Raw genomic sequence first — 24298 nt, forward strand, 5'->3', positions numbered from 1 at the left:
CCTTTTTAGTTATGCGGCCATGCCACGTTGATGCATTACTTGACGTATTGCGTCAGTGATATTTAAGCCCTGATCTACATACTTATTGATATCTCGGATGTCATCCGGGTCTGTTGAATAAAGTAGTTTTTGGAAATCACCTACAACCAAACGGCCAACACCAATGCCAGCTTTTGATTTAATGAAGATTTCTGAATAAGCACCTAGAATGGTGTGAACAGTTTTTAGGGTATGGAAACCACCTTCGGAAAGAGACAGACGGCCACTTCGTTTTACGGATTCTACTGACTCTTCTGTCTGACCAAGTAGGTACATGGAAGCTGAGTTCTCAGCAATAGCGCGACCCACAGGGTTTTCATACAGGTCGTTGATCGACTGAGTACAAATACCAATACTTCCACCGTACTTCCTTGCCTTACGGTATTGGTGTTCCATAAATGTACTAACTTCACCCTCTTTAAGCAGATCCCATGCTTCATCAATGATGACGACTTTTTTACGGTTACGTTCACCGAGGAACATTTCCTGCTGAATCTGGTAAATCATTTGCAGCAAAACAACCTGACGTAAATGCTTGCGGCCTTGTAGCTCATCAAGCTCCAGGACTGTAAAACGGTTTTGGAAGTTAACGTTATTCGAACCAGAGAAGTAGCTACCGTAACTACCCTTTGATGTGAATGCATATAGCTGTTGACCGATGTCTTTAATTCGTTGCTCATCAGACTCACAACACTTATCAGCGATGTGGTCTACAGTCATATCACGGCCAATAACTTCCCAGAGCTCGTTCATAATTTGCTTTAAACCTGCGAGTTGGTATTCATCCAACAAGCCTTTCTCGGATGCCATAGCTTTGACGATAGAGACAACACCATCCTCTTCTTCTTTCCAGTTCGTGATCAGTTCAAATGGGTTCAAACAAATGTTGGAGCCTTCGGCGAAATGCACAAAGTCCCCTTTCAGCAGTTCACACAGGTCTTTGTATGACTTACCTGCGTCTATAACCCAAACTTGAGCCCCCTCAGACAAGTAACTGAATATCAATTCGTTGGTAAGGAAACTTTTACCCGATCCAGATTCCGCTGCGACCACTAAGTTTTTGTTCGTGTCGCTATCATGCAAAGACAAGCTCATTAGCTGTCCGTTACGAGAAATCAATGCAGAGTGGAAAGTGCCAGTCCCTTTCCACTCGCCAAATACCGGTAATAGAACTGATGCCTGTTCAGTGGTCATGGTTTTATAACGAAACAGATCTTTTACGGCTTTTCGGTCGGTACAGAATGGCAAGCAATTGATAAACATTGGTAACGAGATAAATTTGTCTTCCATCATCTCGAAGCGGTTCTCGCGCCAGATGTTACGCGCCGCTGTTGCTGCTGCTTGAGCGCGTTCAGCTGTAGGAGCAAAAAGCACCAATGAGTAACTTACACGGACAGGTTTTGAGCCTTCTTTTAATGACTCATACAAAACATCAAAGTCATGCTTTTTGTCAGCAAGTACTGGAACAAATTTCAGCATAGGCCCGTATGCTTGGTTTACTGTAAACTGACGTTTTCTTTCAAGTGCATTCTTGGTGTTTTCAACCTCTGGGAAAAACAGGTTTGTCACGACCATGTAGTTTTCACGAATAGCTGAGTTGCCCCCACTGAGATCCCCAACAAAGGTGATTGCATCACCGAAATAGAAAGAGTCGGGCATTTTCTTCGCAGACATAACCTTAACGTGATAATCGCCTAAACGTAGACCGCTCTTATCAACTTCCAAATCTGTGCCGTAATCAAAAATTTGCTCACAAATGGGCTTGTCTGTTTCCCAATCGCAACCATCTGTTCGCCATGATGCCTCAGGCCCCCAATTGAGCATGGTATTCATTGTTCTGATGTAACCGACAGCAGTTAAGGGGACAGGGTGAACACCAATCGTTCTTAGTGAAGACTCAACTTTAGTCCGTAGGTTTGCCAGAGAGTCTAGTTCTTCCTGAGACGGTTCATTGGCATGTTTGATGGGCACTTTTACGGTGACGAACAGTTTTAGGTCGTGGATTAGACCAAGATCAAATGTTCCTTTCTTACATTTGGCAACCATTCTCTCGGTCGTATGTTTTTGAAGAAACTCCATTCGCTGCTCGATTGAAGAGGTCAACAGATCATCTCTGTAACCATCACGTAACCCCATCATTCGATACATTTCATGGTTTAAGTCAGGAGATCGAAACAAGATAAACTGCATGGTGGTTTTGGCCGGGTACTCCTGGTTCATAAAACCATTAACACGCTCTTGAATCTTTTCGTCAGCCCCGCATAGAGGATGGCAGTAGAAACCAAAGCCAATGCTTTTATCATCCATCAAGAAGGTGTAATCATCTTCTGAGTACGCAAGCACGGGGACAATCCCAGCAGCTCTTAAATGCTCTGGGATAAGCTTTTCTTGGAGCTTTTTTCTTATCGTAATAATGTTCATTTATCGCTCTCCAGCCATGTTTTCAGGTCCATATTCTGTGGTCGGCCAGCGTTGACTCGCCCATCAGGTGCAATCAAATAAGGAACACCTCGAATATTTAGTAACTGTGCGGTAAGCAGAGTGAGATCATGACGTTTACTGCTGCATGATGTTGGGTAGGAACCAAGCTTTCTTTGGCTAAGCGCTTCAAACGCTTTATCTTGGTCAGTTATGCAAGACAGAGCGCGAGCTAAACGGTTTGACTTATCACCAAGAATAGGTATCACGACAAACTTAAACGTGTATTCATCTTTAAGAGCTTTCGCCTCTTCCATTAGCTGGTGGCAGGCACCACACTGAGGGTCAACAAAGACCACTACTTCTTTTGGGCCAGTCCCAAGCTTTGCCACATTCATCGCATCTATATCGACATTCATGTCACGTAGCCTAAATCGGTCAGCGACATCGCGCATTTCTGTCAACGTACTGAGAGGCTTCTTTTGCCAGAGATCGTAGATTTGTCCTGAAATAACAAAGCGTCCATTCTCTGACAAAAACACGATTTGACCGTCACTTTCTACTGCATTGATGCCATAAATTGGCAACTCAACCATTCCAGTAATCTTTGCCTCTGCTTTCTGCACATCAGCAGCAGTAAAATCTTTCGCTGTTGCTACAGTACTAAGCAGCATGAGCACTGGTGCTATTGCTTGTTTCAACATACCTATCCTTTAACCGTCAGTTACTTTTTCATCAGTTGGCAGTTTATTCGGGATATGGATACAAGCCTGCATCTGTAGTTGCCCTGTTTGGTCAATTAGAGCGGAGAGACAAAAAAGCCCGGCGAGTGCCGGGCTTGGTTTAGATAGTCATACTTTTATTGAAGGGTCACAGGATCACTGCGACCACCAGCATCATCTATACCAGTCAAAGTAACTTCTGGCATTGCATCATAGCTGCGTTTGCTGATCGTCAATCTTCGTGATGAAGAGGCAACAGGTTCACCATTAAGCGTCCATTCAAATCCTTTCACACGACCATCGACATCATCACATGAGGCATACACAAGCCATGCGAATGTACTTTCTCTGTGGTCGATAGAACAAACCGGAGCTTGGTTTTCGATAACTTTTATCTTCAACTCTTTCTCCACTTCTTTGCCCATTTCAGACTTAATACGGAAGTTAATTGTGTGTTCTCCCGCGTCAAGCGTCATTCTTCCATAACGACCAGTGTCTTCAAGAGACTTCCCATTAACGGTGTACTGCATCACATTAATTCGGTCTCTTGGGTGTCCACCTTCAATATATGGACGAACCAAAACATCCAGAGGTTCACGATCTAGCTTATTTGAACCTGAGTATTCTAGTTCTACCTTATAGTTTTCAGCTTGACCTACCGTTATCGCTAACTGAGCTTCTGCTTCGTTACCACGAGCATCGCGCACAATGACCTTCACAAGGTGCTCGCCCGGCTCTGTGATTTCAAAAGAGCGAGACGTGTCTCGTTGATCTTTAAGCTTTGCACCTTCCGGTAAGATCCATTCGTAGGTAGGCTCTTCAAGCTTGCCTCGGAATCCAACAGGACGAACAGAAGCGCTAACAATAGCTGGTGCTACATCTGCATTTGCTCTGTAGCTGAGTGCAAACTCAGGCCAGACATATTGCCATACGCGAGCTTTGTATACCGTTTCCGATGTAGAAGACTCCTTGTAACCGTCGATCCATGCTGTGTATTTGATTTCAACACGAGCTTGATCCAAGTCTGCTTGATTTGGAACGTACTCAGCAGTGTTGCCTTCAATAATGGTTCCATCAGGAAGCGTGAAGAAACCCTTAACTTCGGCATCCAAATCTCGATAAGGCAGTCGAGTATCTGCGGTTAGTTTGTAAGTAAAGTCTTTCTCTACTAAACGAGGTCCATCAATACGAATACGCGGAGCTTTAACAGCTTTAAACTCTACGGTTTTCTTGGCCTGGCTATACGCATACGCATCATCTTCTGGAGCCATCGTCGAACGTACACGAGCAATTAGCTTAACTCGTTGTGGTTCTTCTCTGGTTAGCGTGATACGTGGAGCCGCAGTAGTGTAAGTCTTACCACCATCTTCTGACCACTCAATCACAGCTTTACTTGCATCAAATGCGTTCTCGCCATCCATAATGGTCGCTGAGTATTCAGAAGAACTACCCACCAAGAGCGTATCAGGACCAGGAACATCAACTTCAAGCGCTTCATACGAAACAATTTCTACATTTTCAGTGTACTTTTCTAAGCCCGAGTTTACGTTTACAACTTTAGCTCGAACTAGATATTTACCAACACCGAAACTCTCTACGAAACTGTACTTTCTACGCTCTTCTGTAGCATGTTCATTCCATGTCTGACCATCGTCATTACTCACTTCCCAGAAGACATCTCCAACTGAACGATAATCAAGCCGATCGACAATACCTAACTTAAAAGCGGCATTGAAAGGAGCTGCACCTGATAAACGACGAGTTGTAACCTCACCATCAATTTTGTTACCACGAAGAACCGTAGCAAAAATTGGGCTTGGAGATGCCTCGATACGTTCATATCCTTCAACTGGGCTAACAAGCTTCGCTTCTGCGGTAAATCGAATGTAGCTAGAGTCTACTTTCGACATTTCAACTGCTATTTCAGCTGAACCGTTTTCTGCATCCACCCATTCTGACATTGGTTCAATCTCTCCTGGAGAGATCTGACGAGACAGACGAACCTTCCACTGCCCCATAGTTGCTTCATCATATTCGTCGTTCCCACGGTACAAATCGCGTATATCGACTTTTACGTTCAGCGTTTGGATATCGAGAACAGTATTACCATCCATTGACAGCATTGGACGAATACCTTTGCTTGGCATTGCAATCAGTCGATATTCTTTAGTGCTCTTAATTTCAGGTACTTTTTCATATGAAGAGTCAACTTGGTAAGTTACTTCTTCCCACAGTTTGCGGTCATCTGTTCGAATACGACGATTCACCTTCATCGCTGTACCCATACCGGATGAATGCACTTCTGACTCAAGTGTTTCATTGTTCCTAGATATAGAAACCCTCAAGTCTGATGGCTTCGCATTCACTTGGACATCACCGAAATAATCACCAGTCATAGGAACGATGTAGATGTTGTCCTTGAAGTGATAATCGGTCATCAGATCAACTTGAGGAACCGCTGGGTCAACAACCTCGATGTTAAAGGTCTCATCCGCTAACGCTACACGAGCTCCACTACGAGAGAAAATGCTAACGCGCCAACTTAAAGGAACCGTTGCTTTTTCTGCCAATGAACCAATTAGTGTTGGTGTGTCGTATCGAGTATCTTGTAGCAGCCCTTCTGGAACTTCTTTCCACTCAAATAAGCAGCTTCTGTGCGCCGCTTCGGATACACGTCCACTCTCATCTTGCTTGGCTTTTTCAGCATCCATCGTCAGGATACAGCTTGGACCTGAGGTTTGTCGTAACTGAACATTTAAGTTCTGGATAACACGGTCTACTTGAGCAATATCTGACTCTGGTAAGTAAGTTACTGAACCCAAAGCAGAGACCACATTTAGCTTTCTGTTACCGCCGCCGATTTTTACCTTATCTTCGCCGTTAAACAGATATACACCATAAGTGACATCCTGTTCACCGATCTGCAATGCTTGACCAGATATACCAGCAACTCGATTACTGTTTACCACTTCGGCTTCATCTGGAATCTGCTCCCACTCAACAAAACATACAGGGTCTTTGATAGGATCTGATGATTGAGCTTCTTGCAGGTTCGTCGAATAGCGACATGGTACACCTGAGTCGGCAGAGACTTGGACATTGAAGTTGTCGATGACTTGTCGAACTTCCCAGGTATTGGCCGTTAAGCTTTCACTCGCTTTCCATGTTTTGATATTGGCTACCAAAACTGGTGAGTTAGGCGCTGTAGTCATAACCAAAAGGCTTGCTGTGCCAGCATCTGCACCATCAACAGCTCGAACTGGAATACTTAATCGTCCTCCAGTAGAAGCAAAGCTATGATTTTTCATAATGTCAGCAGTTTGGCCTGGTTCAACTCGAATACCGTTTACCACCAAAGGAATTTGAGCATCACTTCGCAATGTCACCATTACGTCGTATGAGCCAGTTACGACCGAACCATCACTTAACGTTAGAGGTTCAGTTTCGATGATGTTCTTACCGTCTGCATAGGTAAACTCATACGGAACTGCCGGAATAGCCATATTGCCGTTAAATCCGCCTGAAAGCGTAATTTCACGAGGTTTATAGTTAAACACTACGGCTTTTGTCGCTTCGTTACTCTGGTTATCTACAGCCTTTACGGTAAGAGTATAACTCTCACCTTCTGCCAGCGAAGGGAACATCACAGGGTATTCCAAACGGAATCGACCATTTGACTCTTCACGCCATGACAATTGAACAGATTCATCCGCCGGACCGCCGACTAAAGCAATCGACGTTACCTTCGGTGTACTGTCTAAGTTATCAGAAAGATTGATAACAACGTCATCCAAAGACTGGACATCATCAGTAACATTGACAGATAACGTTGGTGGCGTGTTATCGACTAAGATTTGCTCACCATAACTTTGCGTAGCACTGTTCCCATAGGTATCTATCGCTTCGGCAGACAGGGAATAGTTACCATCGGTCAGACTAGCAAAATCAAACGTCGCAATTTTAGTTTTATAGTCAGGTGAAGTGTACGATGAACGCGGCAGCTCGATCCGTTCTTCACCATTATCAGCATATGCTTTAAACACATTAGTGTCCCAATGACTTATCTGCCAGTTATTGACTCTATCATTATCAATAACCCGTACTGTCATTTGGCCTAATGTTTTATCAACAGAGACATTATCTATTGTTGGTGGATTCATATCCCAAAATGTGTACAGATACCCACCATGCACTGAAAATGATCCATCTTCTTTTGCTACATAATACTGAATTGGGCTGTATCCTCGCCTGATGTCCTACTTACATTGACCTCAGCCTCACAAAACGTTTCATTTGCAGGGATCACACAAGCTCCAAAACCACTAAGCCAAGCTTTCTGGTTATATGGCCTTGCTTCTGAATGTATACGGACCTTATCCACCACGTAAGGGTGAGAGTAGCGTGGTCTTTCACTTGAGACCCACCCACCATCACTTAGATGATATTCAAGCTTTATTGGTTTAGGACCAAGAGAAGCCCCACCAGCTAGATTAAAATTAAAATCTGCGTAACGATGTGTTGAGTAACCACCAGCTTGGGTGAAGAAATGGAAATATGAGTATTTTTGAGGGTAGTTTAAACTTACATTTCGGTAAATAAATTCATTATCTTCCGAATCATAGGTTGTATCTCCCCATCCATATTTTGTTCCATTAAATGCAGTATGTTCCTGCTTTCTTCGTTTGTAACGAATTTGAACAGGGTTTTCATAAACATTCATACCCGATGTGTAGGGTTTCCAAATGCCTTCGGAACTATCGAATACTTCCGTCCAGACCTGGGGAACAACCTTATCAATCGTTGAAACTCTACTGATTTCTGTCTGGTTTCCTGCTTCGTCACTGATTGAAAAACCAAGAGTATACTCTGCTTGATTTTCAGGAGCCATCGAGCTACTGACTGCACTGCCGACAGGTAAAGATGCCACTCCCTGAACTGTATCCAAGGATGCGTTCGTTTCTCGTTTTTGCCCAGAAGAGTCGATGGTAAAGAATTTTGCTGACGATATACCGCTATCATCATCAATCCCTTCCAATCTCAACTCTTTACCCGCATAACCGTGGTTAAAGACATCAATACTACCCATACTAAAACCACTTCTGACCCACTGAATCTCCCCAGAAATAACAGGAGGTGTGATATCTACAATAATTGGGTATGTATCTGTTTGAACAGAATCTCCAACAGACGTAAGAATTTCTGCCTTAAATGAGTACTCTCCCTCCCCCGGAGCGGCTAGTTCTAACTCCGCACCATAATAGGACTTTCCATTAACTGTAATACGGTCTGCGCCTCCAAGCAGGTGACTCGTAGCCGAATTCACCACTGAACCGTCTGGCCTTACGATAGAGATTTTAACCTTACGGTCGATCCCTGCACTCAACGCGAACTTTATGTTCCCTGTTGGGTTGGCGTAAACGGTGCTTGGAGATAATGTGCGTTCTGCACCATCAGGTGTATTAAAGCTGTATTCTAACAATTCCGCTTGAGCTAATGGTGCAGCAATTGCGGCCATCGCACCAAGCAAGACTGGTAGCCTTAGCTTGAACTTATTCATAATGTTTTCTCCAATAGCTATTGAATAGGGTTACAAGAACCCAATACAGGAGGTTACTGGAGTAATCGGCTATACACAGACTGTGTAACTGCCCAATTTGAGCGTTTTTAAAGCGTTTTTCTGGGAGGGAAATCACTTGGCATTTTCTGACGACTGAAACCAAAAATGCCAAGTATAAAAGGAGGGGTTAAAGTGAGTATTGAGACCTTATAGCCCTAAGCCGTTACTGAACTGAATAGCTGCTGGAGCAATTTTTTCAGCTGACTCTAATGTAGCTGTCATAATCGCTTCTACAACCGTAGGGCTGTTGTATAGACCAACACCACCGCCGATACCCATTGCGAATGCCATGATACTTTGACGAGCGATACCACCAACGATACCTACCAAAATCATTGAACCAGCAATGATGCGACCCAGTGTACCTTGAGTCCAGTCGGTGATGGTGGTCCAAATGTCATCGAACTCTGTACCACCAGTACCAGCGTGAGCTTGGTTCGCAAACATAAGTCCAACGATCATTACTAAACCGACGTAGAAAAGAAGATTGGCTTTATTGTTAGCCTTATTTGTGATTTCCATGATTGTTTTCCTGATTTTCAATCTTAAAAAAGGCAGTTGAGATATTCAACTGCCCGTTATATCAAGTACTTACAAAGTACTGTTAGGTATGAAATCACATACCTAATCCGTTGCTTAGTTGAATTGCAACTGGGGCAACTTTGTCAGCAGTTTCAAGAGTTGCTGTCATGATAGATTCAACAACGGTAGGGCTGTTGTACAAGCCGACACCGCCGCCGATACCCATCGCAAATGCCATCAAGCTTTGACGAGCGATGCCACCAACGATGCCTACCAAGATCATTGCACCTGCGATGATTCGGCCAAGCGTACCTTGAGTCCAGTCAGTAATGGTGGTCCAGATATCATCAAATTCTGTACCGCCTGTACCAGCGTGGGCTTGATTGGCAAACATAAAACTGATCACCAGAGCCAACGCCACCCAGAACAAAAGGTTGACTTTATTGTTTGATGTGGATGTGACGTTCATTTTGCTAAGTTCTCCTATTTAGTTTCTGAATTAGCTTTGGGTTTTATCGTTTGCAAGGGTTTGAGCATAGGTACATCTTGTTGAGTCCCTTCCCCAATTACCCACTTGCGCGGTTCTATTTCGGTGTAAACGTACCCAGTCACAATCAAGTCACCATTGGTATCCTCCCAAGGGGCTACCCATATGCGCATGACCTGTGCTGGAGTACGAATAGGCACCGGACGATTCGGGAGGCGCGGTGTGACGTAATTGTCTATCACTGAATCTCCCGTCGATGATGAGTTGGCTATCTCTCCTGGAACAGAAACAGGCTCTTCTCCAGGCTTTACTGAGCGTGGGATATTGCCATCGTTTGTCGCCGCATAGACATCTCGCGCTGACATACACTGAACACCATCAGGAATACCTGAACAGCTATACTCATCACTGCCGATTGAGGTACAGCCTGATAGCAATAAAGCGCTGCCCAAAATCATCGACACTGTAGATTTTATGGGCTTAACCATTGGAAAGCCCCCTGTGAAACTGCCCTTTCTGGTCAGCTTTTGTGTTTTTTTCGTCATTATTTTGTCCCCTGCGATTTAAGTTTTAGTTGCTGCCCCTTGGTGATAATTACGTCAATTTGACGACCTGCATCGACCTCTATTACAGGGAACATTCCCTCAGCCATATCAAGATAAAACTGAGCAACCTTTTCCATCGCACTTGATGCGCCTTTTGATATACCACTCTGCATAGTGTTTTCATTGAACACGTGTTGATATACAGGTGTGTCTGTTGGATTAGTGTTGATAACTGGAACTGGGTTTGTATCAAGCGCTTGAGCAAAGCCACTCAAGAAACCAGCCGTCAAAGATTTGGCTATCATTGCACCTTGTTTAGATACTAAGCGGCCACGTACACCAGCTTTACCATCTTCACCCACTGCATATCCGTCCAAGCGAGACTCAATTACGCCGCCGTCTTCACGAACACAGGAAATAACCTCGCCTCGTAGATATGCCCTTTCTGAGCTCAGATCGCCGTAACCGGATACAATCAAGAAACACTCACGAACATCGGCTCTGAATCGGTTAGGTAAAATAGCTTCCTTCTGGAGTCGAATTGTTGCTGGGAAAGGGTCTTTTCTTGCTCCCTTTGCGGTAGGAGCATCCATACCAGTGATCGTTACACCAGTAAGAATTGAACCCGCAGGTAAGTAGATAGAGTTGTCTTGGTCCTCCTGCTCTTCCGCCGCTTTCTCTTCTGCTTCGTTGTATTCTGTGTAGTTAACAATTCGAATGCCCGGTTGAGCGGTAGGTTTACCTGATCTATCCGATTCCTTACCCGTTGGTTTGCTGTGAGAGTTAGCTGGTAGTGGAGCTTTCTTAAAGAACTCATTAGGGTCCTTGTAATCAAGCTTTTCGGTAGAGGTGAATCCACCAGCTTGTTGAGCGCCCTGTTCCTCTGTCAAACCAGTTTCAGCGCCACCAGCTGTAGGCTTCCCTGAACGTTTTTCAGCGTCTTTCTGAGCTTTTTCTAAATCTCGCGCTAAGTTTCTATTTTCTTGAGAAAGCTCCTTAACATCGCGTTTCAGCTGTTCGAGTTCCTTACCTATATCAACTGATGCACCAGCCTTCGACTTAGTGTTCTCCAGTTCACGTTTTACTTTGTCCAGTTCACGTCGCAGTTGTTCTTGTTCAGCTTTCGTTGTTTTAAGATTGCCAACCAATGCATCCATACCCGCTTCACGAGTGCCCTTGTCAGTTAATACGTGACGGATGGTTTCTTTACGACTTTTATTGCTGGAGTCACTTGTACCTTCATCAGAAAAAAGACTCACAGCCACAAACAGAACGAAAACACCACCTGCAACAGCAACCCAACGCTTTTTGTTTGGATCGAGCTCGTTCCACCAATTCATATTAATCATCGTTTACATTCCTCCGCTCAACAGTGAAGGACGACGAGTAGCCGATTCGGTTTTCTCGCGCTGTTTTACTGCCACGTACACTTCGGTTTTCTGACCTGGCTCAAGAACCTTATGCGGCCATGAAGTCACACCAGCAACACTCCAGTTTCCGCAAGATTGCTCTTTGAACTCAATAGGTTCACTTGTGACGTTTCGAGCAATACCTACAAATACAGTCAAATGATGCCCCATCATCATTTGTCCATTTGCAAAATTGACTGAAATACCAGGCTGCGCACACTGAGGTAATTGAACATTGCTTGGAGTTCGATTCATGGAGTAGCCATTAGGGATTTCACCAAGAGCCAGTTTTCTGAATACTGTTCGAAGTGTTTCGATATATGGCTGACTTTGCTCCCAGCTTTTAGCTTTGTTGTTTGCAAACATGCCAGGTATTAAGCTGTTATTGTCGAGCTTCAAAAACACTTCACGAGGTGGGATTCTTTGAGGAACCATTGTTAAACTCAGCGCACGAGCTTCTGAGCCCTTTTCTGTAATGAACATGGTTACTGGGTATTCTTTTGCCGTAGCCACATAGATAACATTCTCTTTGATGCATATTTCCCCACATTCACCTTTATTTTGCCCCGGCTGTAAGGATGTTGACGTCACTTCCGGCTTACCAAATGGAGTAACGATTCGGTTGGGATGACCGATAGCAATAGGGATGATCTGATTAACCCCAGGCTCCATAACCAGTTGTGAGTTTTCAGTGTAACCACCAGCCAAATTCGAGCTATTGGCCTGAGTAGTTGTAGCTCTTTGTTTTGCTACTGAATCAGGGATTACGGGGGCTGGAACGTTGTTCTTCATAACACTGACAGGAACAACTGGTATTTCATCATCTGATGCATTCACTGCACTTGAAACACCAAGCGCAATTGAAAGCGCCAAAACAATCGAATTAACCTTCATTACGCTTTCTCCGGCTCTCTTCTTTACGTTCTAATTTGTCTAAAACACTCTTCGTTCGAGGGCGACCTTCATACGTGGTCATATAATCAAGGACAGGCATATAGTTCGAAACGCGGAGCTCAAACTCGTATGTTCTGTCTGTACGTTGCTCTTTTGCGTCAAAAGCAGCCCCCTTAACAAAGGAGTGCCCATACACAAAAACCTTGTCAGTCGTTTCTTCGTATTCGACGAAACGAGGTTCGAATCGCATAGTGATTCGGTCTGCTTGAATCTCTTGCGCTTGGATTTCAAGTGCATCAATAAACTCTTGATAAATAGTCGGTGCTAGAATTGGCTCCATACGTTCTTTGATGAAGTTAACGTTGCCGGGAGTTACGTTACCCATCAGCGTTCCAAGAGCCCATCCCCACGCCTCTTTGTATGATTGAGAGGCATTTTTTTGTGATACCCAAGCTTCTTCATTCAAAGTCCAAGGCTGAACGGTCACAATGGTCTCTTTGCTAAACAACTTCACAGCTAGCAGCAAGACGGTGAAGATCAGACCGAGGACGAAGACTCGCCCCCATTTATTTTCAGCCTGAGTGCCCTCCCAGGTTTTTAAATACACCTTTAAATTCAAGGGAAATACCTCCGGATAAATGGGTTTTTCAAAGATTTTGCTTTTGTTGCGATGAATCCCCCCCAATACAGCATGTGAAGCATGTACCCATCAGGGTGGTTATCACGAAATCGACGATATAAATTGGTCACGGCCAAGCCGATTAAGAAAAAAATCAAGGCTTTGCCCATCATCACTCCGATGACAAGGCCAAGAAGCATAGGAGCCAGCTCATCTGCACTCCAGAGCAGCATGTGCGGCGGTTCGTCTATACGACGTGGGATTTTGACGGGCTTCATTCCATATCTCTTCCAATTTCCAATGTCGCCAATTCTGGAAGATTTTTTCAACAAACACGCCACGGGCTAACGCCCTTTTTGGGCAACTTGGGCGAAAAGTGGTCTTATAAAGAGAGAAACGGCATAAAGCCGTTTTTAGAGCGGGTAATGTGAAAGGTTAAAACAAGCGAACAAGATCGCCATACTGAATACCAAAAAAGAAACCTACGGCAAAGATTAACTGCCAAAGGATAATTTGCCCTACGCCCCATGATGCTCCAGAGCGTTCAGAGCTATTTGCTGTATGTGTATGAGAAGACATATAACCTCCAACTGATTGCTATTTAATTTTTCTTTATTCTCACCTGATCTCGTGCTCATTTCACAGCGCTGTATTTGTCCATTTGGGAAGCATTAAGACTTTCACATGTGAAAGTGAGTGACACAAAAAAGCGGCCAACAAATGGCCGCCTTTGCAATGTAATGTGACTTATCCGTTTTGCGCTTGCTTCTTCTGCTCTTGATATGCTGCTTTCATCGCGCTTTGGGTCTTTTCTACCCACTTCATTCCATCGTTACAGTCCACGTTGTCAGCGGCAGACTGAAAGCTAAGAGGTTTTCCATCTGGGTTCATGTTCCCCATAGCCAGAAGAAATGCATAGAGAGGATGTGTTTTCGTTACATTCTGAATATTTTCTATGGTTATCGGTTGATCGCACTTCTCTTCTAGTGTCTGAACCATAAACTCCGAAACTTCGGCGCAACTTTCACACATCAGTTCGAAGGTCTCAAAGAAAGTTTCCACTTCCTCCGTATAGGGTTTATCTGTCTTCGCCACTGCTGGACCTGCAAGCATGAATGCGGCAATGATTGTTAGAGCAGTCTTTTTCATATTGAATATCCTTTGGTTAAACTCGTTTTTGTAAATTGCCGAATGCAAGTCCCAACAACACACAACAGAGCATCATCACAGCGGGGATTACAATTGGATTTAGAGCTATGGGAGCAAAAAAGGTAATAAACAGCCCCATGCTTAGGAAGAACGTTCCTCGAATGCTATATCGGTGGACAACAGGGCTCGCATAGTCAAAGTTGGTTCGTTTGATCTTCCAACTCATCAAACCGTCATAAACCGCCGGGATGAACAAGATGAGCAGATACGGTGCCCAGGAGGACAAAAGTGCTAACCGCGTGTAGAACTGGTAAATTACATTGGTAAAGGCTTCAATTCGCCCCTCCACCCAAACGAACCATGCTTGGCCCATATTCTCCATTCCTTTCGACTTTCTACGTTCCTCTTCTGTTGGAATTAACGTGTGATACATAGCAGCATAAAAGCCAGAATCAAGCACACTAGTTTTGTACCAGTCCCCAGCTGTATCACTAATCCACTGTCTAGCTTCATAGCCTAAGTTCTGCTCCACCAGCTCTGATTCACGCTGAATTGTTTTATCTGTCCAATCACCAGGTACTAGCAAAAGAATCACCAAGACTTCAATGACTAGCAACCAAGCGACCAGCCACAACGGCTTCTTCATAATTGGTTCTCCTTAATACTGTTTTTACACTTTCGCTAGCGACTAACTGATACAAAGCCTTGCGAAGTTTGCATTCATTCTGATGTTGATGTGGAACAATGAATAATTCACCTTTATGGTCTGCAAGCCAGTGAGAAAAAGGCTCACCTTTCTCCACAGACCACTTGTTACCTAGTGAATCTTCAATCTCAATTTCTAGCGCTTTAGCTGTTTCAGTGATGATGGTTTCCAAGAAAACCCCTAGTCTTACCGGGTCCTCGTACTTACGTTTGTTCGCATGGAACACTACACCGCTATATTTATCTAATGCCTCTTCCAAAATCGGATAAATCACTGGCTCCTTATCCGATTTGATCCCATCAGTGATGAGACAACATAGTTGCTCAATCACATCATTGGTTGCAGGCCAATCAAAAAACAGCAGTGCCAGTGTGTGTGCATTTTTTCGATCACGCTTTCGGATCACGCTTAGTACTTTCTTGTGCGGATTCACATCAACCACTCTAGTAACCTCATAATTTTTATACTTATTCGCACTCATATTTCGCCATTAAGATGTCAAGATAGGTAGCCGTCCCTTGACTATCTTCCCCCCAGAGATTTTGGCTATGTACTCAAGGTTGGGCAGCATCCCCAGGAGTTGCGTAGAGAACAATTCAGCTTCTTCTTCCATAAGCCGTTCCCCTTGGTTGCCCCCATGCATAATCGGCTGCTCACCGTCCGTATTTTGGCCCTGCGTTCTCATGACGTAGTTCAAACGTGTTTTCGGTAAGTTGTCTGTAATGAACTTTTGTGTTTCAGGATCAATTACACGCAATGAGAATGTGTTGTTAATGTTTCCCAGAACCTGTAGTGCTTTATCTTTACTCCCCATCCGAGCGGCAAAGTCAGCGAATGTTTGTGTTGCAACAAATAGTCGAAGTTTCGCGCCACGACCTTTGTTGAGAAGCTGAATGAATGGGTCATTGATCACCTCTGCGGCTTCGTCCACAAAGATATTGACGGGCTTATTGTTGACACCAAAGTTGTATCTATCACCAGCAACAGCTGTTAAGTCAGATAAGAAAAGAGAGCCGATTGCAGAACCAACCATACTGTCGGTCAAACTATCCAGACCAATGTATGCAACCATGCCATTGTTTATTATTTTGGCTGAGTCACTTATTGGCCTGGAATCATCGACATCGCTTGAATCGGGAGACAGCATCTTTCCTAAATCACCCGAGGTAAGCATGTTCATGATAGGAAGCAGTGAAGCAACCATTTTCCCGAAGTGTGCCGAGTCATGTTGGAACATCGACAATAAGCCTTCCAAATCTGAGTGAGGGAACTCTGGTTGAATAACATCTTGGTAGAACTTCATCATGGCAAAGGCTTGCTTTTCTCTATTGCCATTTTTCACTTTTTCCAAATATGGTGCTGCTTTTGATTCCCAGTCTTCCATAACTCGTGCTGAATAAGCCTGTACGGCTTTGATAACCAGACCTGCGGCACCACCTTCCAAAAATCGTTTCAACAGAACAATGCTAGGACGTTCATAAGTCAGTACAAGACCTTGAGCGATATTGTTCAGTGCTTGCCAACCAAATGATTTGAATGGATCTGCACCTGCCTCCGAAGGTATCAACGCGGCCAAACGGCTCGCAATCTCCGTCACACGGCTAAAGTTACGTAAAGGGTCCAATCGCACGGATTCATCTGGGAACGCAGGGTGAAAGGAAACAAATCGCTCTGGATGGCCCATAGCTTCGCAAGCTCTCCTTGCATTGTCCCTCATTTCTTTATCACCCTTAGGGTCGATAATGATCACTGCTTCATTGCGCAAGATAGCTTGCGTGATCATAATGTCGAACATACGAGTCTTGCCTGAACCTGTTGTACCTACAATAAGCGTGTGGCCTTCTGTATGCTTCAACGGTTGCATCAACTTCTCTTCTTTTGGTTCAACACCGTGAATCCATGTTTGCCCCATTGGATCTTCTTTCTTTTTGCCTTTAAGGACGCGAACCGTCTTCTTGATTAAAGGCTCTTGAGCAGTAAAGGTGTGCCAGTCACGTTTGATGATTTCAAATACACGCTGAGCATGACGCTTTTCCCATACAAAACCATGACCAAGCCACATATCATCTTCTGAGCCAGCCATCATTTTTTCTAGCTCTTTTAAAGAGATAAATTCCAGTTCACGACCAAATAGATGCTTCTGGAGACGATGTAACATCATGGCTTTTGGGATTCGGGACATTGCCATAACACCACAAATACCAGTCATCCAATAAAACGGTTCCGGAGGCATTGACTCTGCCATTTGATTAACCGTCAAGGCCACACCGCTGGCAGCTGCCCACCCTAGCGCTGCACGACCTTCAAAATTTGGCCTCCACGGCATTTCATACCCAAGTGGGTCATAATCCATGCTCATCTATCTTTACTCCACCTCTAACCTTAAATTCCCCTGGCGAATAGTCATTCTTGGGCGTCGTTGCCCACTAGCGAGTAATGCTCTCAGCATAGATTTGCTAAGATTCGTACACTCACCAGTTACTTTCTCCAGAGCCTTATCGCTTGTTACCAAACACCCATCCTCCTTAATGACCGGACCGACTAACCATCGTCCTTTTTGGTTTTTTATCATTTCTTTCAGAAGCCTAATGGCCTCCTCTGCATCAATGTCAGACTGAGGAGGTAAAAAGTCCTCATCACTAATTTCTTTCGCCTTCTGAGGCTTTTTAGGTTCCTCGTCTTCTAGATCTATTTGCCCGACCACTTTTGTCATTGGCAGTTCTAAATCAGAATCGAAATCCAGACTCACTGGCCGCGTTTCTTTTGGTGGTTTATTTACCGTTGTCTTTGGTTTTTGGCGCTTAGGTAAACGTGACACATTTTGCTTTTCCTCATTAGAAGCACTGTTTTCACTCTCATTTTTGTGCTGTTCGGTTTGAGTTTTAGCTGCTGTGCCCTTCTTACTTTGTGCCGTTTGTTGTGCGATTCTTTTATTCTCAGATGAGCGGCCACCTGTTTGCTCTCCGGGCAGTAATGCCGAAATATCCATTGCAGGTTTAGGCTTTTTCGGCGTAGATTGGTTGGTTTGCTGGCTCTTTACTTTCTTTTCTGAGTGTGCCTTTTCAGCTTTCTTGCCAGATTGGCGTTTATCATTTAGCGCACTAACTTCACGAATTGGGTCAAAGTCTTTCTCAGCTTGTTCTATCGCAGCTTTGATAACATCTGAGATATCAGAAGAAAGTAACAACCCTTTAATGCCACTAAAATCATGAACCTTCCGGTTTGGATGAACTGGGTCAGGCACGATAGCGCCAGCGTCAAATAACGTGTTCAAGACTTCGGCTGGAGCCCCAAGCGCTCGGGCACCTTCTGGATAAAGGATCACTGCTTTTTTCTTCATAAAGCAAAGCACTTCACCTAATGTTTTGTGTCCATCCAGCACAGGAATAATGGCTTCTTTTAAAATACTTTCTGCCGCGCCGTATCCACTTAGAACATTCTCCAAATGACCACGCACATCAACATCACTCGATTTATCCTGCTGGCTGAAAGAATATGTCTCTGCATCTTGGAAATGTTCTGTTGGAACAAACTCTTCACGCTCTTCCATCTCATGGGAGTAGTCATAGGCATCCAAAGGGACAGCATCTATTGGTGCAAACATATCCTCTGGCGGCATTGGTGGGGCATCAAATATTGCGCTCGGTTCAGGGCCAAAAAACTCATTCGGTGACAAGGATGCTGCCGTGTTTGCGGATGCTTTAGGCTGACGCTTCTTGCCCGAGCGAATGTTGTCTATGCCGGGTAAAGATGTGTCTTCTTCGCTTTGTTCTGTTGGAACATTTGGCGTTTCAGCTTTGTCTTTTTGTGTTGTATCAGGCTCGGTATTGAGCCCAAATGCGTCGAATGGAAAATCGCAAACTCCTAATGCCCCACCAGCATCTTTCAGCCCTTTCAATGGATCGTCTAATGCTAATGGTGCTGCGGTTTGAGCGATTTCTTGTGCTGATGGTTCTTTTGGGGCATCAGCTTTATCGTCATTCTTGCTTGTTTTGGTATCGGTGGAAGTGCCACCTTTCGGTTCCGATGATTGAGAGTCCGTTGAGGGCGGTGCTGCCATAAAATCTGGAATTTCGAATCCATCATCAAGAGAACCAATAGGCTCTGGTGTAGCGGTGAGCGAATCAGAGTTCTCATCTCCATCTTCCGGTGCATCGTCATCAAGCTCACTGGCATCAAGTTCCTGTTCGTCCTCATCGCCAATAACTTCACCCGCGATGGCCGCAGGCGGTTCAGTGGTAAAAACCAACTCCGACGATTCAAGACGCAGCATCTGCATTTTGATTTTCCCTGTGACTTCTTCCCCTTCTTGAGGTAATTCAGGGATAACTTCCCAATAACGATAGAAAACATCTTTGCCATGCTCTGGTAATACGTTTTTCAGAGCAAAACCACGCTCAATTAAAATATCAGCCAAGGTATCTGGATCACGAGGAATGCCAGGAATTTTATCTTCCGTTAACAAGTCATAAATATCACTGGCTCCCTGCTTCCATGTAATGAACACACCCTGATGTAAATGCCACACCTTCGCGCCAGGCTCATTGACTTTCCATTTGCCCGTTTTAACCAATCGACGTAAAGCATCAAATACATAACGCTCAACAGGAACACCGTAAGCAAACTCATCGACATCTAGGCGATTCTGTTTGAGGTCACGAGAAACACTTTCACCATCAGCTTTAAGCATTAACTTTGTTACCGGGTCATTTATTCTAAGACCTGATATTGCCTGTAGCATGGATTCAACAATGTCTTTACCGGGATCAGCTAGAAACTCCAAAGCCTCTGGAGTCAAAATTCGTTCGACGGTCAGCAGCGAAAATTGCTCGTGCCGTTTGTGTTCTCTATCTCTCCAACGAAGAAAATAACGACTCACATTATGGCGCTTAGCCCAGTCAACCAGAGTTTCTGAATATGGGTTCCACGTTTTACTACCATCGCTGTTTGTGATCACAACATCAGACAATGGCTTACCAACGTCATGCAATAACCCTGAAAAACAACATGCCAAACGCCATCGCGGCTCATTGTTTCTTCGTTCACGAGGGGAGCCTGAAATTGAGAAAATAACTGACTCAGATGCCTGTGTCGCCCAAAAGGCAACCTCCAGCCCATGACGAAACAATCCACCAGCTCCCCGATGATGATGGGCTTCGGATGCTGGTAATAAATGAACAAACGCCGCGTAACGGCCAATTACAGGCATGACTAAACGGTCGTACTCTTCTTGAGTAAAACCTAAAGTGCTCCTGATTTTTTGAATAAGTTCGTTCTGTGTCTGCAACACTTTATCGACTGGGGCCATTGGTAGCCCTTTGGCAAACGGCGGGTATCGAGGTATCTCTTCGTCAGCTAAATCCCTAACCTGGGAAGCTACTACCTCTACTTTTTTCTCACCGCGCCCACCAAATAATTTTTTAAAGGCACTACTTATCATCTGGTTCTTATTTACCTGCGCTTTTTCCGTGCGTATATGCTCGCAGACCCTTTTGTCTTCTCATATCTCCCCTCCTGTCCATTTTGGGCAGTTTGAGGCGTCAGAGATGATTGAGTGACCAGATAAAATACACAGCATCATTATTTGGTATCAGGAGAGTTGTATGGAAAGAACATTGCCCGATGCTGCCTATTTGGCACTTGATGCTTTAAAGCGCCAAGCACAGGCAGTAACCGCTAACAACATGCAGGGAGACAAAGAGGCTTTGCATCAGGCTCAGTCTGACATGTCTCTTGTTAATAACTGGACAACAGCCATTACTCGTAAGCTTTTAAGCAACAGTGATGGCCGGACAATCGACACCATTGATGAACAATGGTTGGAGCAACAATTCAATGGGTAAGCAGATGATTAAAAAGCAATTAGTAGTACTTGTAGGGTTAGCTATTTTGGCTGGGTGTTCCTCAACCAAAGATATCCCACCAACAAACGCAGAATTGCACCAACGCTACGGCATTCCTCAGCAGCCGACAGATCAATGGATTCAAGAGAACCTTCCTATCTACGAAGCGAAGGCTGACAAACTGCTTGCGTCTGATGATGATGTCGATGCCTATTACTTCCTTTTGAATATTGCTGAAAATCGTGGCAGTGCTGATATCGAAGCACATAAGAAGCAAGATCGTGTAGATCGTGGTCTCAATGTTTCTTATGAAGATTTAGGACTGGGTGGAGCAGCATTTCGCAAACCCGATTACATCCATGTATTAGGTCCAAGTAGTCTCGGCGCGAATAATGAAAGCGCATTGATAAAACAGCAGAAGGATAAAAATGGTTCCAACATGGAAGATGCCATTTCCGCATACAAAAAACTTTCTTCTGGTGTGAAAGGCAAAGGGTACTCCTTATACGAACTATCACGCTGGGAGCGTTTCTGTGATAGCGGTAATGGCATGGATGAACGCGATTGGCAGTTCATCGAGAAAGAAAAAGGCGAAACAGGCAGTATCCCAAGCGATCTGGTTGGTCAGTGCAATCCGCCACAACACACTTACCAAGATTATCTCACCGCTTGGACGCAATTTTGCACATCACAAAAAATGACGAATGAACAGCGCAAGATCGTTCGCAGTTCTACTCGCCCATTTACAGTGGTAAACCCATGCAAAGCCATAAAGTAACCACCAGCTCATCACATACTCAGTTGACGGAAGAAGAGCTTCTCGTTCTTCAAGCTAAAGCTGAGCTCTTTGATGAGCTGAACATCATGCTGGTTGAGGCCGGACAACGTGGCACTCCGGAAGAAGCAGCAGTCGTTATCTCTGCCAACCTAGCTTTTATTGCTGGCACAGAGAAATCCCCCTTAATAGCCGATGCCTCCGAAAACTGGAAACAGCTGACCAACCTTTCTACGCAGCAAAACGGTATTCAAGACATCGCGCTCAAACCAAAGGAGTGCGCTTAAATGGATCTGTACATTTGTGAGAAGCCATCCCAAGCAAAAGACCTCGCAGCTGTGATGGGAGTAACTCAGCACGGCGACGGTTTTATTCATGATGGAAGTGGCCGGGCAATAACCTGGGCTCTTGGTCATCTATTAGAACTCTATATGCCCGATGACTATGACGAGAAATATAAAGCATGGTCCCTTGAAACACTGCCTATTTCTCCTGAATCATGGCGTAGCAAGGTGAGGCGTAGCTCTTCCAAGCAATATAAAGTGATCGAGCAGCTGGTGAAAAAAGCCAGCACAATTTATATCTCGACTGACTATGACCGTGAAGGCGAAGCGATCGCTCGTTCCCTACTCGATAGATTCCGATACCAAGGCCCCGTAAAACGAGTTTGTTTAACTGCTCTTGATGAAAGCAGTATCAGAAAAGCACTTCGAAACATCAAAGATGGCAAGGAGACGATACCCCTTTATTACGCATCCCTATCTCGCCAGCGAGCTGACTGGGTAGTGGGTATGAACATGTCTCGCTGTTATACAGTACTTGCAAGAGAGGTAGGCTTCGGGCAAACGCTCCATATAGGACGAGTAATCACCCCCACGGTCGCCCTTGTGTGCCAGCGAGACAGTGAAATAGCCAACTTCAAACCATCACCGTTCTGGACGATGGACGTCGGTGTATCTGTTCAAAACGGTCAATTCCTTGCTCACTGGGTGCCGCCAGAAGAGTGCTCTGACGATCAAGGGCGATGCACAAACAAAGCCTATGCAGAGCAAGTAGCCGCTCAAGTAAAAGGAGCGCAAGCACTTATAAGTAAGGCTGAAACAAAAGCTGGCAAGGAATCAGCCCCTCTTCCATTTGATTTGACTAGTTTACAGCAATACGCGGCCAAACGTTGGGGGTACAGTGCGCAAGAAACACTTGATGCAGCACAAGCTTTGTACGAAAAGCACAAAGCAACCACCTACCCCCGTACAGATTGCAGATACCTGCCAGAATCACAGAAAGAGGATATCCCCGATATTCTTCAAGCTCTGATTCTTTCGGATCAGCGTGTTTCAGGGCTGGTGGCTGGAGCAGACCAATCGAGATCATCAAGAGCGTTCAATGACAAAAAAATCACCGCTCACCATGCCATCATTCCAACTCCGGCCAAAACCAACATAAGTGCCATGAGCGAAAAAGAGTTCAATCTGTACGATGTAATTCGTCGTTTCTACATCGCCCAGTTCTACAGTCCTTTTGAATTCAACAAAACTACAATTGATGTTCAATGCGGCAATCATTCGTTCACGGCCAACGGCAAAACACATTTACGTCAAGGTTGGAAAGTACTATTCAACAATGATGCAGAATCATCCCCTCAAGATGAAGGCGATGATCTTGATGGACCAAAAGAGCAAGAGAAATTACCGAAAGTTAGCCAGGGTGAACCAGCCTTGATCAATGATTCGGTAATCACTGACAAAATGACTCGGCCATCACCTCATTTCACCGAAGCCACACTACTAAGCGCGATGGAAAACATTGCTCGCTTTGTCACAGAAGAAAAGTTTAAGCAAGTCCTAAAAGACACCGCTGGCCTCGGCACCCCAGCTACCCGTGCAGGCATTATTCAGGGTGCGGTCGATAAAGGGTACTTGCAGAGAAAGAAAAAGCTCCTTATCGCCACGGATAAAGCTCACGCACTTATTGCTGTCGTACCAGCAGCGATCAAAAGCCCAGGCATGACGGCGGCTTGGGAACAGGAACTGGAGAAAATAGCGACAGGGAACGGAAACATGTCCGTCTTTATGCAGCAAATCTCAGGTTGGATTGTTCAAATGATCCAACAACTCAAGCAGAATGCTCCAACCCTAACTCAACCAGAAGGCATCTTAGCTAAGGCTTTCAAAAATGCGGAAGGTCCTACTCATGATTGTTTCAATTGTGGTGGTAAGTTGAAGCGACTAAAAGGGAAAAATGGCTTTTTTTGGGGGTGTCAGAACGAGACATGTAAAAAGACTTTTCCTGACAATCGTGGGAAACCAGAAAAGCGTATTACTGCTGAGGATTGTCCTGATTGCCCTGACTGTGGCAAGCCAATGCGCCTACGTAAAGGCAAGGCTCCAGGTAAAAAGCGAGCTAGCTCTTTTTGGGGTTGTACCGGGTATCCTGATTGTAAATCGACGATGCCATACTCTCGGAAGAAAAAATCTCTGGAAGAGTTATTTGACTAACGTCTCGGGGCTTAGGCCCCGGTATATAACTGATAATCAAATAGGCTCACTGACACTA

Annotated in this window: 21 protein-coding genes; 4 read left to right on the forward strand and 17 right to left on the reverse strand. The window is 44.7% G+C overall.

All coding sequences use genetic code 11. From position 1 onward, the window contains the following. Window positions 1-9: 9 nt before the first annotated feature. The 17 genes from traC to mobH form a co-directional block, all read right to left on the reverse strand. The gene (traC, locus tag SU60_RS06080) at window positions 10-2460 is read right to left on the reverse strand and encodes a type IV secretion system protein TraC (RefSeq protein WP_014386717.1); all 2451 of its coding nucleotides are present in this window, start codon (window positions 2458-2460) and stop codon (window positions 10-12) included. Then, on the reverse strand, window positions 2457-3161 hold the full coding sequence (locus SU60_RS06085; protein ID WP_014386716.1) for a DsbC family protein: 705 nt from the start codon (window positions 3159-3161) through the stop codon (window positions 2457-2459). The genes traC and SU60_RS06085 overlap by 4 nt, the downstream gene beginning before the upstream one ends. A gap of 155 nt (window positions 3162-3316) precedes the next feature. Next, entirely contained in the window at window positions 3317-7339 is a 4023-nt protein-coding gene (locus SU60_RS06090) for an Ig-like domain-containing protein (protein ID WP_245228367.1), read from the reverse strand. Window positions 7340-7395: 56 nt separating this feature from the next. Then, complete coding sequence (locus SU60_RS06095) at window positions 7396-8736, reverse strand: DUF4165 domain-containing protein (RefSeq protein ID WP_041154753.1); 1341 nt, start codon at window positions 8734-8736, stop codon at window positions 7396-7398. 207 nt (window positions 8737-8943) lie between these two features. Next, entirely contained in the window at window positions 8944-9318 is a 375-nt protein-coding gene (traA, locus tag SU60_RS06100; RefSeq protein WP_109320306.1) for a TraA family conjugative transfer protein, read from the reverse strand. Between the two features lie 94 nt (window positions 9319-9412). Then, window positions 9413-9787, reverse strand: a complete 375-nt coding sequence (gene traA, locus SU60_RS06105) for a TrbC/VirB2 family protein (protein ID WP_014386714.1) — start codon at window positions 9785-9787, stop codon at window positions 9413-9415. A 14-nt stretch (window positions 9788-9801) separates the two neighbouring features. After that, complete coding sequence (traV, locus tag SU60_RS06110) at window positions 9802-10350, reverse strand: type IV conjugative transfer system lipoprotein TraV (RefSeq protein WP_014386713.1); 549 nt, start codon at window positions 10348-10350, stop codon at window positions 9802-9804. Continuing rightward, a complete protein-coding gene (locus tag SU60_RS06115) occupies window positions 10350-11699 on the reverse strand; it encodes a TraB/VirB10 family protein (RefSeq protein ID WP_052481499.1) in 1350 nt (449 codons plus the stop codon). Before SU60_RS06115 ends, traV begins: the two co-directional genes overlap by 1 nt. Before the next feature lie 3 nt (window positions 11700-11702). Continuing rightward, entirely contained in the window at window positions 11703-12653 is a 951-nt protein-coding gene (locus SU60_RS06120) for a TraK domain-containing protein (RefSeq protein WP_014386711.1), read from the reverse strand. Then, window positions 12643-13272: a TraE/TraK family type IV conjugative transfer system protein gene (locus SU60_RS06125; protein ID WP_014386710.1), complete on the reverse strand. Its 630-nt coding sequence runs from the start codon at window positions 13270-13272 to the stop codon at window positions 12643-12645. The genes SU60_RS06120 and SU60_RS06125 overlap by 11 nt, the downstream gene beginning before the upstream one ends. Beyond that, window positions 13269-13550: a type IV conjugative transfer system protein TraL gene (traL, locus tag SU60_RS06130; RefSeq protein ID WP_014386709.1), complete on the reverse strand. Its 282-nt coding sequence runs from the start codon at window positions 13548-13550 to the stop codon at window positions 13269-13271. The genes SU60_RS06125 and traL overlap by 4 nt, the downstream gene beginning before the upstream one ends. Before the next feature lie 157 nt (window positions 13551-13707). Continuing rightward, window positions 13708-13851, reverse strand: coding sequence for a hypothetical protein (locus SU60_RS21965; RefSeq protein WP_153274586.1), 144 nt, complete (start codon window positions 13849-13851; stop codon window positions 13708-13710). A gap of 168 nt (window positions 13852-14019) precedes the next feature. Then, a complete protein-coding gene (locus tag SU60_RS06135; protein ID WP_014386708.1) occupies window positions 14020-14421 on the reverse strand; it encodes a hypothetical protein in 402 nt (133 codons plus the stop codon). 16 nt (window positions 14422-14437) lie between these two features. Beyond that, entirely contained in the window at window positions 14438-15067 is a 630-nt protein-coding gene (locus SU60_RS06140; protein WP_014386707.1) for an IncC plasmid conjugative DNA transfer DtrJ family protein, read from the reverse strand. Continuing rightward, complete coding sequence (locus SU60_RS06145) at window positions 15024-15608, reverse strand: hypothetical protein (RefSeq protein WP_014386706.1); 585 nt, start codon at window positions 15606-15608, stop codon at window positions 15024-15026. Before SU60_RS06145 ends, SU60_RS06140 begins: the two co-directional genes overlap by 44 nt. Window positions 15609-15617: 9 nt before the next feature. Then, the gene (traD, locus tag SU60_RS06150) at window positions 15618-17480 is read right to left on the reverse strand and encodes a conjugative transfer system coupling protein TraD (protein ID WP_041154754.1); all 1863 of its coding nucleotides are present in this window, start codon (window positions 17478-17480) and stop codon (window positions 15618-15620) included. Between the two features lie 12 nt (window positions 17481-17492). Further along, complete coding sequence (gene mobH, locus SU60_RS06155) at window positions 17493-20567, reverse strand: MobH family relaxase (protein ID WP_041154755.1); 3075 nt, start codon at window positions 20565-20567, stop codon at window positions 17493-17495. Between the two features lie 163 nt (window positions 20568-20730). On the opposite strand from mobH, the gene SU60_RS06160 reads away from it, so the two are divergent. From SU60_RS06160 to SU60_RS06175, 4 genes are read left to right on the forward strand one after another with little or no spacing between them, the layout of a single operon-like run. Continuing rightward, entirely contained in the window at window positions 20731-20970 is a 240-nt protein-coding gene (locus SU60_RS06160; RefSeq protein ID WP_017085216.1) for a hypothetical protein, read from the forward strand. A gap of 4 nt (window positions 20971-20974) precedes the next feature. Then, on the forward strand, window positions 20975-21748 hold the full coding sequence (locus tag SU60_RS06165) for a hypothetical protein (RefSeq protein ID WP_128814625.1): 774 nt from the start codon (window positions 20975-20977) through the stop codon (window positions 21746-21748). Next, window positions 21730-22032: a hypothetical protein gene (locus SU60_RS06170; protein WP_052481500.1), complete on the forward strand. Its 303-nt coding sequence runs from the start codon at window positions 21730-21732 to the stop codon at window positions 22030-22032. The genes SU60_RS06165 and SU60_RS06170 overlap by 19 nt, the downstream gene beginning before the upstream one ends. Continuing rightward, window positions 22033-24240 (forward strand): DNA topoisomerase 3, encoded by a 2208-nt coding sequence (locus tag SU60_RS06175; RefSeq protein WP_041154757.1) that lies wholly within the window; start codon window positions 22033-22035, stop codon window positions 24238-24240. It begins immediately after the preceding gene. Window positions 24241-24298 lie beyond the last annotated feature (58 nt).

Origin of the sequence: Vibrio mytili, from assembly GCF_000830505.1 — a bacterium.
Taxonomy (GTDB): domain Bacteria; phylum Pseudomonadota; class Gammaproteobacteria; order Enterobacterales; family Vibrionaceae; genus Vibrio; species Vibrio mytili.

What these genes read in the sequence shown, in the direction of transcription:
- SU60_RS06120 (WP_014386711.1), bottom strand. Translation starts at nt 12,653, where the DNA reads ATGAAGGTTAATTCGATTGTTTTGGCGCTTTCAATTGCGCTTGGTGTT.
- SU60_RS06170 (WP_052481500.1), top strand. Translation starts at nt 21,730, where the DNA reads ATGCAAAGCCATAAAGTAACCACCAGCTCATCACATACTCAGTTGACG.
- traC (WP_014386717.1), bottom strand. Translation starts at nt 2,460, where the DNA reads ATGAACATTATTACGATAAGAAAAAAGCTCCAAGAAAAGCTTATCCCA.
- SU60_RS06090 (WP_245228367.1), bottom strand. Translation starts at nt 7,339, where the DNA reads ATGAATCCACCAACAATAGATAATGTCTCTGTTGATAAAACATTAGGC.
- SU60_RS06115 (WP_052481499.1), bottom strand. Translation starts at nt 11,699, where the DNA reads ATGATTAATATGAATTGGTGGAACGAGCTCGATCCAAACAAAAAGCGT.
- traL (WP_014386709.1), bottom strand. Translation starts at nt 13,550, where the DNA reads ATGAAGCCCGTCAAAATCCCACGTCGTATAGACGAACCGCCGCACATG.
- SU60_RS06085 (WP_014386716.1), bottom strand. Translation starts at nt 3,161, where the DNA reads ATGTTGAAACAAGCAATAGCACCAGTGCTCATGCTGCTTAGTACTGTA.
- SU60_RS21965 (WP_153274586.1), bottom strand. Translation starts at nt 13,851, where the DNA reads ATGTCTTCTCATACACATACAGCAAATAGCTCTGAACGCTCTGGAGCA.
- mobH (WP_041154755.1), bottom strand. Translation starts at nt 20,567, where the DNA reads ATGATAAGTAGTGCCTTTAAAAAATTATTTGGTGGGCGCGGTGAGAAA.
- SU60_RS06135 (WP_014386708.1), bottom strand. Translation starts at nt 14,421, where the DNA reads ATGAAAAAGACTGCTCTAACAATCATTGCCGCATTCATGCTTGCAGGT.
- traA (WP_014386714.1), bottom strand. Translation starts at nt 9,787, where the DNA reads ATGAACGTCACATCCACATCAAACAATAAAGTCAACCTTTTGTTCTGG.
- SU60_RS06145 (WP_014386706.1), bottom strand. Translation starts at nt 15,608, where the DNA reads ATGAGTGCGAATAAGTATAAAAATTATGAGGTTACTAGAGTGGTTGAT.
- SU60_RS06095 (WP_041154753.1), bottom strand. Translation starts at nt 8,736, where the DNA reads ATGAATAAGTTCAAGCTAAGGCTACCAGTCTTGCTTGGTGCGATGGCC.
- traD (WP_041154754.1), bottom strand. Translation starts at nt 17,480, where the DNA reads ATGGATTATGACCCACTTGGGTATGAAATGCCGTGGAGGCCAAATTTT.
- traV (WP_014386713.1), bottom strand. Translation starts at nt 10,350, where the DNA reads ATGACGAAAAAAACACAAAAGCTGACCAGAAAGGGCAGTTTCACAGGG.
- SU60_RS06160 (WP_017085216.1), top strand. Translation starts at nt 20,731, where the DNA reads ATGGAAAGAACATTGCCCGATGCTGCCTATTTGGCACTTGATGCTTTA.
- traA (WP_109320306.1), bottom strand. Translation starts at nt 9,318, where the DNA reads ATGGAAATCACAAATAAGGCTAACAATAAAGCCAATCTTCTTTTCTAC.
- SU60_RS06140 (WP_014386707.1), bottom strand. Translation starts at nt 15,067, where the DNA reads ATGAAGAAGCCGTTGTGGCTGGTCGCTTGGTTGCTAGTCATTGAAGTC.
- SU60_RS06165 (WP_128814625.1), top strand. Translation starts at nt 20,975, where the DNA reads ATGATTAAAAAGCAATTAGTAGTACTTGTAGGGTTAGCTATTTTGGCT.
- SU60_RS06175 (WP_041154757.1), top strand. Translation starts at nt 22,033, where the DNA reads ATGGATCTGTACATTTGTGAGAAGCCATCCCAAGCAAAAGACCTCGCA.